Source organism: Stenotrophomonas sp. TWI1409 (genome assembly GCF_039673015.1).
In the GTDB taxonomy this organism is placed as follows: Bacteria; Pseudomonadota; Gammaproteobacteria; order Xanthomonadales; family Xanthomonadaceae; genus Stenotrophomonas; species Stenotrophomonas maltophilia_A.
This window is the reverse complement of sequence record NZ_JBDJKU010000011.1, coordinates 1-13,124: the sequence shown is the minus strand read 5'-3', so window position 1 is coordinate 13,124 and position 13,124 is coordinate 1. Positions and strand designations below refer to the sequence as shown.

Here is a 13,124-nt window from a genome sequence, read left to right as displayed (position 1 = left end):
ATGCCGTTCATGCGTGATCACCTTCCGACCGAGCCCACCTTTGCGGGGGTGGCGGCGCAGGCTGGGTGGCAGGTGCTGGAGTTCGGTGCGCCCTGGTGCGGTCATTGCCAGGCCGCGCAGCCCGCGTTGCAGGCCTTCGTCGAAGCGAACGATCTGCCGCATTGGAAGATCGAGGATGGCAAGGGAAGGCCATTGGGGCGAGCGTTCAAGGTGAAGCTGTGGCCGACAGTGGTGCTGCTGCGCGATGGAGAAGAGGTCGCGCGGGTGGTGAGGCCGCTGGACAGTGCGGACCTCATGTCGTTGCAGAGCGCGCTTCCCGGTTGATGATTGAACCCGGCGCGGGACACCGGGCAGTCGCACTGCAGCATGCGGCGTGACAGGCCCGGTGCTAGCATCCGGCTACCACCTGAATCGATCCAAACGCCGATGCCCACGCTGGACCGTCGTCTCCTGATTGCTGTCGCCGCCACGGCAATGCTCGCTTCCGGCCTGGCGTCGGCCGCTCCCGCCAAAACCGCCGCCGACAAGGCCTACGCCTCGGTCGACCCGTTCATTGGTACTGGAGGTGAAGGCCACACCTACCCGGGTGCCACAGTGCCGTTCGGAATGGTCCAGCTCAGCCCGGACACACGCATCCAACCACGCGAAAAGGCCTATGGCTGGGCAGCCGGCTATCGCTACGACGACAGCAGCATCGTCGGCTTCTCGCACACGCATTTTTCCGGCACCGGTCATTCGGACCTCGGCGACATCCTGCTGATGCCGTTCACCGGCACTCCCGGCCTGGAGCGCGGTGATCCGGAAAAGCCACGCAGCGGCTACGCCTCGCGTTTCCGCCACGACGACGAAAAGGCCGAGCCGGGCTACTACGCAGTCACCCTGGATGACTACCAGGTGCGCGCGGAGCTGACCACCAGTGCGCGCGTGGGCGTGCACCGCTATGCCTTCCCCAAGGGCGCCGATGCCAAGGTGCTGCTGGACATGCGCACCAGCATGTACGACTACCCGGGCAAGGTGCTGTGGTCGCGGGTGCGGGTGCGCGCCGATGGCACGGTGACCGGCTTCCGCGAAACCCGTGGTTGGGCGCCGGGCCGCCAGCTGTATTTCGCGATGCGTTTCTCGCGGCCGCTTTCCGGGCATGAGCTGCACAACACCGAGCAGGACATTGTCTACAAGGGCTTCCCGCCGCCGGGCGAGAAGAATCCGGCGCAGCGCGCACAGATCGAGGGGCGCCAGCTGGTCGGCACCTTCGCCTTCGGCAAGCTGGATGCACCGCTGGTGGTCAAGGTGGCGATCTCGCCGGTCAGCGAAGCCGGTGCCATTGCCAACCTCGACGCGGAAGTGGCCGGCTTCGATTTCGACCGCGTTCGCGCGCAGGCCAAGCAGGAATGGACGCAGGCGCTGTCGGTGCTGGATATCGACGCCCCCGAGCACGCCCGGCGCAGTGCCTATACCGCGCTGTACCACACCCTGCTGGGGCCGACGCTGTTCATGGATGCCGATGGCCAGTACCGCGGCTCGGACAACGCGGTGCACCAGGCCAAGGGCTACACCAACTACTCCACGTTCTCGCTGTGGGATACCTACCGCGCGCTGCATCCGCTGCTGACGCTGGTGCAGCCGGAGAAGCGCAACAGCGACTTCGTCAATTCGATGCTGGCCCACCATGAGCACAGCCCGTACGGCATGCTGCCGGTGTGGTCATTCCATGGCCTGGAAGACTGGTGCATGATCGGCTACCACGCCGTGCCGGTGATCGCCGACGCCTACGTGAAGGGCATCCGCGGCTTCGACGCCGACAAGGCACTGAAGGCGATGGTCGAGACCGCCAACTACGGGCCCTACGACGGCATCGCGCAGTACCGCGAGCTGGGCTATGTGCCGATCGACGAGGAAGGCGAAGCGGCCAGCAAGACACTGGAGTACGCCTTCGACGACTGGACCATCGCGCGCATGGCACAGGCGATGGGCAAGACCGATGTTGCGGCCACCTTCGACAAGCGCGCCGGCAACTGGCGCAATGCTTTCGACGAGGACACCGGCTTCATGCGCGCGCGCAAGCGTGATGGCAGCTTCCGCACCCCATTCGATCCCAGCGCCAGTGGATACGGCACCGACTACACCGAGGGCAATGCCTGGCAGTACTCCTGGTACGTGCCGCAGGATGTGGCCGGTCTGGCGGCAGCGCACGGTGGCAGTGACAAGCTGCTCGCGCGCCTGGACGAGGTGTTCAACGCCAAGGTCGACCCGTCCATCTTCGAGCACATGGAAGACATCACCGGGCTGATCGGCTGGTATGCGCACGGCAACGAGCCCAGCCACCACGTCGCCTACCTGTATTCGTATGCCGGTCAGCCGTGGCGCACGCAGGCGCGCCTGAAGCAGATCATGGATACCCAGTACGCCGACCGCCCCGATGGCCTGGCCGGCAATGATGACGTCGGCCAGATGTCGGCGTGGTACGTGTTGACCGCCTTGGGCTTCTACCCGGTGGCCCCGGGCTCGGGCGAGTACATCCTGGGTCGCCCGTTCCTGCCGAAGACCGCAATGCGCCTGCCGAACGGCAAGACGTTCACCATCGTGGCCGATGGGCTGGATGACAAGCACACCTATGTGGGCAATGTGAGCCTCAACGGCAAGCCATTGCAGCGCACCTTCCTGCGCCACGACGAGATCCTGGCAGGTGGCGAACTGCGCTTCAGCATGCAGGCCGAGCCGAACAGGGACTGGCCGGGGCAGGGCGCGCAGGCGCCGTATTCGATGAGCCGTTGATGATGGGTAGGTGCCAACCAAGGTTGGCATCTACCGGAATCCGCCGGCTGGGGTGCTTTTGGTAGGTGCCAACCTTGGTTGGCATGCAGAACATCAACGGCGCCAACCAAGGTTGGCGTCTACCGGAATCCGCCGGCTGGGTGCTTTTGGTAGGTGCCAACCTTGGTTGGCACACGGGACGTCAACAGCGCCAACCAAGGTTGGCATCTACCGGGATCCGCCGGCTGGGGTGCTTTTGGTAGGTGCCAACCTTGGTTGGCATGCAGGACATCAACGGCGCCAACCAAGGTTGGCGTCTACCGGAATCCGCCGGCTGGGGTGCCTTTGGTAGGTGCCAACCTTGGTTGGCATGCGGGACGTCAACAGCGCCCACCAAGGTGGGCGTCTACCGGATGGCGTGACCGGGTGGGTGCCAACCTTGGTTGGCACGCAGGACGTCAGCGGGATCGAAACCGCATCCCCACCCGCGCGCCACCGATCGGGGCGGTATCGATCACCAGCGCCGCATCATGCCGCTGCGCGATCTCGGCCACGATCGCCAATCCCAGTCCGCAGCCGTCGCCTTCTGTGCTGGCCCGGTAGAAGCGTTCCGTGACGCGCGTGCGCTCGGCTTCGGCAATGCCGGCGCCATCATCGTCCACCCATACCTGTACGCCTTCGGTCTCCTGCCGAAGGCCGAGGGTGATCACACCTGGTAGGGAACCGTAGCGCAGCGCGTTGTCCAGCAGGTTGCCTAACGCCTCGCGCAGCAGCTGCGGATCGCCCTGTACCTGCACGCCGTCGTCGGGCCCGTCATAACCCAGGTCCACGCCTGCAGCCAATGCGCGGTCCGCATAGCGCTCCACCACGCCACGCGCCAACGCGGCCAGGTCCACTGGCTGCAGCGGCAGTGCGCTGCCATGTGGATCTTCGGAGCGGCTCAACATCAGCAGTTGGTTGACCAGATGCTGCAAGCGGGCCAACCCGGCCAGCGTGCCGGACAGCGCCAGCTGCTGGGCCTGCGGATCATGCTGGCGCAATGAGCTCTCCAGCTCCACCTGCATGGCCGCCAACGGTGTGCGCAGTTGATGTGCGGCGTTGCTGACGAAGCGCCGCTGCGCATCCTGCATCGCGTCCAGGCGCTGCAGCAGGGCGTTGTAGGCCTCAACCGCCGGCCACAGTTCGCGCGGTGCCTCCTGCGCCGGATCCAGCGGTGCCAACGGATCCGGCCGCGGGCTGGCCAGCTTCCGTGCGACCAGGTTGGCGTGGCCTGCGGCGGCGCCGGTGCCGGACCAGGCCAGCCACGCCGCCAGTGCCAGGATCGCGGCCTGGAACGGCACGCTGGTCAGCAGCAGCTTGCGTTCCAGCCGGTGGCGCTTGCGCAGCGTCTCGGCCACGCGCAGCCGGATGTCATGGCCCGGCCCGGCGCTGACCACCACTTCGACCATGCGCACCGGTTGACCACGCAGACGCGCATCGTAGTAGACCGCATCGTCATTCGCGGCGGCGCTCGCCGGACGCGGCAATGCCTCGGGCAGATCGCCATACAGGCGCCCTCCTGCGGCGTCGACCACCTCGCCATGCACTTCGTCGGCGGTGTCCCAGGTGAACATGCGTGATACCGCCGGGGTGATCTCGATGGATGCGCGGCCGTCCTGCACCGTCACCAGCTCGGACAATGACATCGCCGAGTCCAGCAGCCAGCGGTCGTAGACCTGGCCGGCATAGAAGCGCGCCAACGCGAATGAACCCACCGCACTGCACAGCAGCAGTACCAGCAGCGGCAGCCACAGGCGCCGCAGCAACAGGCCACGCAGGCTGTGCACGCGCTCAGTCACCCACGGCCTCCAGCCGGTAGCCGAGGCCGCGCAGCATGCGGATGCCGACGCCGGCGCGGGCCTGCTCCAGCTTGCGGCGCAGGCGGCTGACGTGCACCTCGATCACCGACAGGTTGGCCTCGTGGTCCCAGCTGTAAAGCGCATCGAACAGGCGCTGCTTGGTCACGGTGCGGCCGGGGTGCTGCATCAACGCTTCGACCAGCGACAGCTCGCGCGCGGTCAGCTCGATACGCTGGCCGTCCACCTGCACTTCGTTGCGGATGCTGTCGAAGCACAGCCGGCCCAATCGCTTCTGTGCCGGTGCGTCACTGCGGCGGCGCGACAACGCACGCAGGCGCGCTTCCAGCTCGCCCAGCGCGAATGGTTTTGCCAGGTAGTCATCACCACCGCGGTCGAGGCCGAGGATGCGGTCCTCCACGCCATCGCGTGCGGTCAGGATCAGCACCGGCAAGGTGGCGCCATCGTTGCGCAGGCGCGAGAGCAGGTCGAGGCCATCCACGTCCGGCAATGAAAGGTCCAGCACCATCACGTCATAGGGTGCACTGGCCAGCGCCGCAGGTGCGTGCAGTCCGCGCGAGAGGTGGTCGCACAGATGGCCGGCACCTTGCAGGGCGCGGATCAGTCCATCGGCCAGGGCGGCATCGTCTTCGATCAGCAGGATTCGCATTGCAAGCTTCGTGCAAGGTTGGGGCAAGTTTGGCGCAAGTGCATCACCTTACCTTGACGCACATGAATTTCTCCTCTCGTCTTGCGGCCGTGCTGGCCACTCTTCTGTGCGCGCCTGTGGCTTCGGCGCTGTCCCTGCAGGACGCGCAGCGCGCAATGGACGCACACAACCCTGACCTGCGTGCGGCGGCACTGGAGCTGCGCGGTGTGCAGGGCGATGCGCAGACGGCGGCATTGCGCCCGGCCACCGAGCTGTCGCTCGGTACCAGCAAGGTCAGCCCCAAGCATGGCATCGGCCCGGGGCGCTGGCAGGACAAGCGCGTGGACAGCACCGTGGGCCTGGGCTGGACCTGGGAACGTGGTGGCAAGCGTGCGTTGCGCATCCGCCAGGCCGACGCGCTGCTGGAAGTCGCAGGGCTGGAGATGCTCGATACCCGTCGCCGACAACAGGTGGCACTGCATGAAGCCTATTTCGGCCTGAAGGGCGCGCAGGAGCGGGCCCAGATTGCCGACGCCAACCGGCAGAGTTCGGCCGAGCAGATGGCGGCGGCGGATAAGCAGGTTGCGACAGGGGCGATGGCGCCGGTGGATCGCGCGCGCCTGGCGGTGGACGACCTGGCTGTGGCGGATGCGGCGCGCGAGGCAGCATTGGATCTGCGTGACGCGCGGCATGCGCTGGGCCTGCTGCTTGGACGCGACGACAGCCAGGACCTCAGCGCCGATGATCCGTGGCCGGCTGCCAGCAGCGTGCCCAGCGTGCGTGTCTCCGACGCGCAGCAGCGCGTGGATCTTCGCGCTGCACGCTCGCGCCTAGCGGCCGCCGATGCCGGCGTGGCCCTGGCGCGCAGCGAGCGCCATCGCGATATCCAGCTGGGCGTGGAGGCCGAACGAGAGCCGACCGACATCAGCGGTGTTACCTGGGGCGTGTCGTTGACCATTCCGCTGGGGGGGCCGTCGCGCGCGCGCGGCGCGATCCAGCGTGCCGAGGCCGACCGTGACAGCGCCGCGCTGGAGCTGCAGGTGCTGCAGCGCGAAGCACGCGCCGAGCTGGACCAGCTGCAGGCCAGCGCGCAGTCCGCCGCACAGCGCCGCAGCGACTATGAGGGACTGCAGTCCGACGCCGCACGCAGGGCGGTGCAGGGCATCGAACTGGCGTACCGGCGCGGTGCCGCCAACCTGACCGATCTGCTGGATGCGCGCCGCAGCTGGCGCGATTTCGAGGCCGCGCTGATCGAGGCGCGCACCGACCATGCCATTGCCCTGGCGCGCTGGGAAGCCGCCACATCCGTTGCCGAAGGAGAATCCCGATGAAGTCCACCGTCGCCCATCGCCCACGGGCGCGACATGCCGTGCTGCCGGCGTTGCTGGCGCTGGCCCTGCTGAGCGGCTGTGGCCGCGAGCCAGCGTCCTATACCGAGGATGCGCCCCAGGTCAGCGCGGGCCAGATCCAGTTTCCCGCCGACAGCCGCCAGCTGGACGTGCTGCGCAGCGAGACAGTCAGTGCCGGCGCCAGCGCCAGCCTACAGCTGCCGGGCCGGGTGGTCTGGGATGAGACGCGCTCCAGCGCACTTCACACGCCGCTGCCGGGGCAGGTAGCGCGCATCGAGGCACAGCCGGGACAGAAGGTGAAAGCCGGCCAGGTCATCGCCTGGATCACCTCGCCCGAGTTCGGCCAGGCTCAGGCTGAAGGTGCCCGTGGTCGCGCCGAGCTGCAGCAGGCACGCAAGGAACTGGACCGTACCCGCGAACTGCATGCGGCGGGAGTGGCGTCGGGTCGTGAACTGGACGAGGCCGAGGCAAACTTCGCTGGCAGTCAGGCTGATCATGCACGCGCGGCCGCCTTCGCCAAGGCCTATGGCAACGGCCAGCGCGTCGACCAGCGCCTGCCGCTGCGCGCGCCCATCGATGGCGTGCTGGTGGAGCGGCGGATGAGCCCGGGCGTGTCGGTCAGCCCCGACAGCGATCAGCCGTTGGCAGTGATCGGCGATCCGGACCGCCTGTGGCTGTTGCTGGACATTCCCGAAAGCCTGGCCGGACGTTTGAAGGCCGGCATGCAGGTGAGCGTGCCGGGTGCAGATGGCCAGCCGCTGCAGGCGACCCTGCAGCATGTGGATGACTTCGTCGACAGCGAACGCCGCGTGGTGCAGGCGCGCGCCGAGCTGGACAACCGCGCACGCGGCTTCAAGGCGGGACAGTATGTGCGCGCCCAGGTGGCGTTGCCGGCCGAGGGCGGTGTCTCGTTGCCCGATGCGGCGGTGCTGCTGATCGACGGCAAGCAGGTAGTGTTCGTGGAAGAGGGCAAGGGCCGCTACGTGCGCCACGCCGTGCACGCCGAGGAGCTGGGTGACGGTCGACTGTGGGTGCGTGACGGTCTGGCGGCTGGCAGCAGGGTGGTGGTCGAAGGGGGCCTGCTGCTGCAGCAGCTGGTCGACAGCGCGCCAGCGGCCGCCAGCACCGGCGCGGGGCATGCCGCCCCATGATCGATCGCCTGATTGCCTATTGCCTGCGCCAGCCGCTGATGGTGATGCTGGCACTGCTGTTGTTCATCGGCGGCGGCATCGCCGCGTTCCGCGTGCTGCCGGTGGAGGCCTTCCCGGACGTCTCCGACACCCAGGTGACGGTGGTGTCGCTGCACCCGGGCCGCGCCGCCGAAGAGGTGGAACGCGAAGTGACGATGCCGCTGGAAGTGGCCTTGTCCGGCATTCCGCATTCGGTGCGGGTGTTCTCGCATACCCAGTTCGGCCTGTCGATGATCATCCTGACCTTCGACGACAAGGCCGACGACTATTTCGCGCGGCAGCAGGTGCTGGAGCGCCTGCAGGGCGTGGAGCTGCCGGAGGGCGTGACCCCGGAGCTGGAGGCGATGAGTTCGGCGGTGGGCGAGATCTACCGCTACGTACTCAAGGGCCCGCACATGACGCCGACCCAGCTGCGCACCGTGCAGGAATGGACGATGGAGCGCAGCCTGCGCACCGTGCCGGGCGTGGCCGATGTGATCAGCTTCGGCGGGTTCGCGCGCACCTTCCAGGTCAAACCGGACCTGGACAAGCTGCGTGATCGCGGCATCAGCCTCGGTGAATTCGCCGAGGCGCTGGAGAAGGGCAGCTCCAATGCCGGCGGCGGCTACGTGGAGCGTGGCCAGCAGCAGTTCCTGATCCGCGGCGTGGGCCTGATGCGTTCGCCGGGTGACATCGGCAACGTGGTGGTGGCGCAGCGAGGTGGCACGCCGATCCTGGTGCGCGACCTGGCCGGCATCGCCGATACCGGCCTGCCACGGCAGGGCCTGGTCGGCCAGGACGACAATGACGATGCGGTGTTCGGCATGGTGCTCATGCGCAAGGGCGAGAATCCGTCCGACGTGCTCGACGCCCTGCATGCGCGCATCGCCGAGATCGAAGCGAACCAGCTGCCGGCCGGGGTCAGCATCGAGCCGTTCTACGACCGCTCCTGGCTGGTGTCGACCACCTTGAAGACCGTCTTCCGCAACCTGCTGGAAGGTGCGGTGCTGGTGTTCCTGGTGCTGTGGCTGTTCCTGTACAACGCCCGCGCCGCGCTGATCGTGGCGGCGATGATGCCGCTGGCGCTGTTGTCGACCTTCCTAGGCCTGCACCTGTGGGGCGTGCCGGCCAACCTGCTGTCCTTGGGTGCGATGGACTTCGGCATCATCATCGATGGCGCGGTGATCGTCACCGAGCACATTGTCTCGCGATTGTCGAAGCTGCCACCTACGGCTGATCGGAAGACGCGGTTCTCGACCATTCTTTCCGCCGCATCGGAAGTGGGCCGGCCGACGTTCTTCTCGATGCTGATCATCATCGCCGCGCACATCCCGATCTTCACCCTGCAGCGCCAGGAAGGCCGCATGTTCGCGCCGATGGCGTACTCGGTGACCTCGGCCCTGATCGGTGCGTTGATCCTGGCGCTGACCGTGGTGCCGCTGTTCTGCTACTGGTGGCTGCGGCGCGACCGCATGCGCGACGGCAACCCGCTGATGGACCGCCTGACCGACTGGTACCGGCCGATCCTGGAGCGCGCACTGGCCCGGCCACGTGCGGTGGTGCTGACCGCAGTGGCGTTGCTGGTGGGTACGTTGGCACTGGGCACTCGCCTGGGCTCGGAGTTCCTGCCCGAGCTGGACGAGGGCTCGATCTGGCTGACCGCCACGCTTGACCCCAGCACCAGCCTGGCCGAAGCACAGCAGCAGTCGCGGCGCATCCGTGAGCTGGTTGGAACCTTCCCGCAGGTATCGACGGTGGTGGCCAAGCTGGGGCGGCCGGAAGACGGCTCCGATGCCAAGGGCGCCAACCAGATCGAGGCACTGGTGGCGTTGAAGCCGGAGAAGGAATGGCCGAAGGGGGTGGACAAGCGGCAGCTGGTGAGCGACCTGCAGCGCACGCTGGAGCAGCGCATTCCGGGGCCGGAGTTCTCGATCTCACAGCCGGTGCGCGACAACATCCTGGAGAGCATCTCGCAGATCAAGGGCCAGGTGGTGATCAAGGTCAGTGGCTCGGATCTGGACGTACTGAACCGGCAGGCGCAGGCGATCCTGGGCCAGGTGCGTGGCGTGGAGGGCGTGGAGAGTGCCTTCATTGACCGCGATGGCTCGTTGCCGCAGCTGCAGATCGAGATCGACCGCGACCGTGCAGCACGGTATGGGCTGAATGTGCGTGACATCGACGAAGTGATCGAGACAGCGCTGGGTGGGCGCCAGGTCGGCGAGCTGTGGGAGGGCGACCGCAGGTTCCCGATCACGTTGCGCCTGGACGATGCCGATCGTGACCTGCAGCGGCTGCGCACGGTGCCGGTGGGCATCGGCGATGGCCACACGGTGACGCTGTCCGACGTGGCCGACTTCCGCATGGCCAGCGGCGCGATCAACATCTCGCGCGAGAACGCACAGCGGGTGAAGGCAGTGAGCATCTTCATCGCCGGGCGGGACATGGGCAGCGTGGTGGCCGACATGCGCAAGCGCGTGGATGCCAGCGTGCAGCTGCCGGAAGGCTACCGGTTGGAATGGTCCGGTGAGTTCGAGAACCAGCAGCGTGCGATGAAGCGGCTGGGCTGGGTGATTCCGCTGTCGGTGCTGCTCATCTTCGTACTGCTGTTCGATGCCTTCAAGGACATCAGCAGCGCGGCGCTGATCCTGGCCAACGTACCGCTGGCGATGATCGGCGGCATCCTGGCGTTGTGGTTGACCGGCATTCCACTGTCAGTGTCGGCGGCGATCGGATTCATTGCGTTGTTCGGACAAGCGGTGCTGAACGGGGTAGTGATGCTCAGTCGTTTCGCCCAGCTGCGCGAACAGGGCATGGACCTGCTGCAGTCGGTGGTGCAGGGCTCGCTGCAGCGCCTGCGCACGGTGCTGATGACCGCACTGCTGGCGATGTTCGGCCTGCTGCCGATGGCGACCTCGCATGCGATCGGTGCAGAGACCCAGAAGCCGCTGGCGGTGGTGGTGATCGGTGGCCTGCTGTCGGCAATGCTGCTGACCCTGCTGGTACTGCCGACGCTCTACTACTGGGTGCACCGGCGTCGCGAGGCCCGCGCCGGCTGACGACGTGTAGAGCCGAGCCATGCTCGGCTGCTTCTGGCCTTTGCGCGAAGAGCAGCCGAGCATGCGCTCGGCTCTACACAGGGATCCACGTCTTGTGTGGAGTTGGCAAGCTCACCACGCCGACCCCTGCCAGGCGATCATCATCGGCACGATCAGCAGGCCCAGGCAGCTGACGCACAGCACCGTCGTGGTGATGTGGAAGAACCAGAAACGGCCTGGCGTTTCAGCACGCCATACCTTCTTGGCGATGTTGACGCCCCAGATCGTAAAGCCATCGGCGATGCCCCCCAGAAAGAAGCAGACGGTCGCCAGTGCCCACAGCACCCAGATCAGGGCCATCGCCAGATTGCGTACGTCGCCAGGCAGCCAGGTCCATAACACCAGCGTCGCCAGCGCCAACAGGCCTCCCAGCAGAAACGTGATCATCCAGAGTCGATACCAGATGCCCGGCTTTTCCATGCGCGTGCCCCCTCCGTTTGGCCGAGCATAGCCAGTCCGGTGGTCCTTACACCATCCCGCCATTGGCGCGCAGCACCTGCCCGTTGATCCACCCGCCATCAGCACCGGCCAGGAAGGCCACCGCACCGGCGATGTCCTCCGGCATACCCAGCCGTTCCAGGGGGTTCATCTTCGCCAGCCGCTCGATCAGTTCCGGTGACTTGCCCTCCAGGAACAGGTCGGTGGCGGTCGGGCCGGGAGCCACCGTGTTCACCGTGATGTTGCGCCCACGCAGCTCCTTGCTGAGGATCGCTGCCATCGTTTCCACCGCCGCCTTGCTGGCCGCGTACACGCTGTAGTTCTCCAGTCTGATGCCGACCACGCTGGTGGACAGGCTGATCAGGCGGCCGCCGTCGCGCACCCGCCGCGCGCTCTCGCGCAGCACGTTGAAGGCACCCTTCAGGTTGATGCCGATGACCCGTTCGAACAGCGCGTCGTCGCTGTCGGCCAGCGGCGCCAGCTGCAGCACGCCGGCGCTGTTCACCACCACGTCGATACCGCCGAAGCGCGCCTCGATGGCGTCGAACAGCTGGCGCACCGCCTGCGGGTCGGCCACATCGGCCTGCAGCGCGATGGTGTGCGCGCCAGTGGCCGTGAGTTCGGCGGCCAGTGCCTCGGCATCGTCGCGGCGGCCGGCGTAGTTGATCGCCACGGCATGGCCGTCGGCGGCCAGGCGGCGCGAAATGGCCGCGCCGATGCCACGGGAACCGCCGGTGACCAGAGCGACGCGGCGGGCGGAGGAGGTGGGCATGGTTGGTTCCAGCAGGGCGCGCCGGACTGGCGCAGTGCCATCTTCGCCATCTCATCAGTTCGGATAATCATGCATAATCCGCCAACATAATCCGGATTGCCGAACAATGGACCGATTCACGGCCATGCGCGCCTTCGTCCGCATCGTCGAGCGCCGCAGCTTCACCCGGGCCTCCGAGGACCTGGGCCTGCCGCGGGCCACGGTGACCGATGCGATCAAAGCACTGGAACAGCGGCTGGGCGTGCGCCTGCTGCACCGGACCACGCGGCTGGTGGTGCCCACCCTGGAAGGGGAAGCGTTCTATGGGCGTTGCCTGCGCCTGATCGCCGACATGGACGATGCCGAAGCCGCGTTCCGTGACGTGCCGCCGCGTGGCCCGCTGCGCATTGAAGTGCATGGCACGCTGGGCCGGCATCTGCTGTTTCCGCATCTACCGGACTTCCTGCAGCATTACCCCGAGATCGAACTGGAGGTCAGCGAAGGCGACCGCTATGTCGACCTGCTGCGCGAAGGCGTGGATGCGGCGTTGCGGGTGGGGACCCTGGCCGACAGCGATCTGGCGGCGCGCCGGTTGACCATGCTGCGGGAAGTTACGGTGGCCGCACCGGGTTATGTGCAGGCGCACGGTGTGCCCGAGACCATCGAATCACTGGAGCAAGGCCACCAGATGGTCGGCTATCGCTCCAGCGCCACCGGCCAGCTGATTCCGCTTGAGTTCCAGCAGGGTGGGCAGGTGCGCTATGTGCCGCTGCCCGCGCGGGTGAGGGTTTCCGGCGCGGACGCATTCCTTGGTGCCGCCTTGGCGGGTCTCGGCATCATCCAGGCACCGCGCTACCGGATGGACCCCTACATCGCGAGCGGGCAGCTGGTCGAGCTGTTGCCGGACGCGCCGCCGACACCGAGTCCACTGAGCCTGGTCTACCCCCGCAACCGCACACCGTCGCCGCGGCTGCGGGTGTTCATCGACTGGGTGGCCGGGGTGTTCGACCATATGAGGTAGTGGGGGGGGGGGGGGGGGGGGGGGGCAAACCCGAGGGGTGGGAGTTGTGCGGGGCGGAGGGGCGCC

General features: G+C 67.2%; 10 protein-coding genes. 6 read left to right on the top strand and 4 right to left on the bottom strand.

What is annotated here, in order from left to right; genetic code table 11:
- Together ABE423_RS05675 and ABE423_RS05670 are read left to right on the top strand one after the other, a co-directional pair.
- Nucleotides 1-324, top strand: coding sequence for a thioredoxin family protein (locus ABE423_RS05675; RefSeq protein ID WP_180838012.1), 324 nt, complete (start codon nucleotides 1-3; stop codon nucleotides 322-324).
- 102 nt (nucleotides 325-426) lie between these two features.
- On the top strand, nucleotides 427-2,772 hold the full coding sequence (locus ABE423_RS05670) for a GH92 family glycosyl hydrolase (RefSeq protein WP_180838011.1): 2,346 nt from the start codon (nucleotides 427-429) through the stop codon (nucleotides 2,770-2,772).
- A 437-nt stretch (nucleotides 2,773-3,209) separates the two neighbouring features.
- Here the strand turns inward: ABE423_RS05670 and ABE423_RS05665 are convergent, their stop codons facing one another.
- Nucleotides 3,210-4,589: a sensor histidine kinase gene (locus ABE423_RS05665; RefSeq protein ID WP_180838010.1), complete on the bottom strand. Its 1,380-nt coding sequence runs from the start codon at nucleotides 4,587-4,589 to the stop codon at nucleotides 3,210-3,212.
- Nucleotides 4,582-5,256 carry a response regulator gene (locus tag ABE423_RS05660; protein ID WP_006370279.1) on the bottom strand — a complete coding sequence of 225 codons (675 nt, stop codon included), beginning with the start codon at nucleotides 5,254-5,256 and terminating at the stop codon, nucleotides 4,582-4,584. The genes ABE423_RS05665 and ABE423_RS05660 overlap by 8 nt, the downstream gene beginning before the upstream one ends.
- 62 nt (nucleotides 5,257-5,318) lie before the next feature.
- Here ABE423_RS05660 and ABE423_RS05655 point away from each other — a divergent pair, with 62 nt between their 5' ends.
- The 3 genes from ABE423_RS05655 to ABE423_RS05645 are packed head-to-tail and all read left to right on the top strand — an operon-like array spanning nucleotide 5,319 to nucleotide 10,809.
- The gene (locus ABE423_RS05655) at nucleotides 5,319-6,566 is read left to right on the top strand and encodes a TolC family protein (RefSeq protein WP_180838009.1); all 1,248 of its coding nucleotides are present in this window, start codon (nucleotides 5,319-5,321) and stop codon (nucleotides 6,564-6,566) included.
- A complete protein-coding gene (locus ABE423_RS05650) occupies nucleotides 6,563-7,735 on the top strand; it encodes an efflux RND transporter periplasmic adaptor subunit (RefSeq protein WP_346485328.1) in 1,173 nt (390 codons plus the stop codon). The genes ABE423_RS05655 and ABE423_RS05650 overlap by 4 nt, the downstream gene beginning before the upstream one ends.
- Nucleotides 7,732-10,809 (top strand): CusA/CzcA family heavy metal efflux RND transporter, encoded by a 3,078-nt coding sequence (locus ABE423_RS05645; RefSeq protein ID WP_125893612.1) that lies wholly within the window; start codon nucleotides 7,732-7,734, stop codon nucleotides 10,807-10,809. The genes ABE423_RS05650 and ABE423_RS05645 overlap by 4 nt, the downstream gene beginning before the upstream one ends.
- A 111-nt stretch (nucleotides 10,810-10,920) precedes the next feature.
- On the opposite strand, the gene ABE423_RS05640 is transcribed toward ABE423_RS05645, so the two are convergent.
- On the bottom strand, nucleotides 10,921-11,268 hold the full coding sequence (locus tag ABE423_RS05640; RefSeq protein ID WP_346485326.1) for a hypothetical protein: 348 nt from the start codon (nucleotides 11,266-11,268) through the stop codon (nucleotides 10,921-10,923).
- 46 nt (nucleotides 11,269-11,314) lie between these two features.
- Nucleotides 11,315-12,058, bottom strand: coding sequence for an SDR family oxidoreductase (locus ABE423_RS05635; protein ID WP_180838006.1), 744 nt, complete (start codon nucleotides 12,056-12,058; stop codon nucleotides 11,315-11,317).
- Nucleotides 12,059-12,164: 106 nt separating this feature from the next.
- Here ABE423_RS05635 and ABE423_RS05630 point away from each other — a divergent pair, with 106 nt between their 5' ends.
- Nucleotides 12,165-13,058, top strand: a complete 894-nt coding sequence (locus tag ABE423_RS05630) for a LysR family transcriptional regulator (protein ID WP_346485324.1) — start codon at nucleotides 12,165-12,167, stop codon at nucleotides 13,056-13,058.
- Nucleotides 13,059-13,124: the final 66 nt, after the last annotated feature.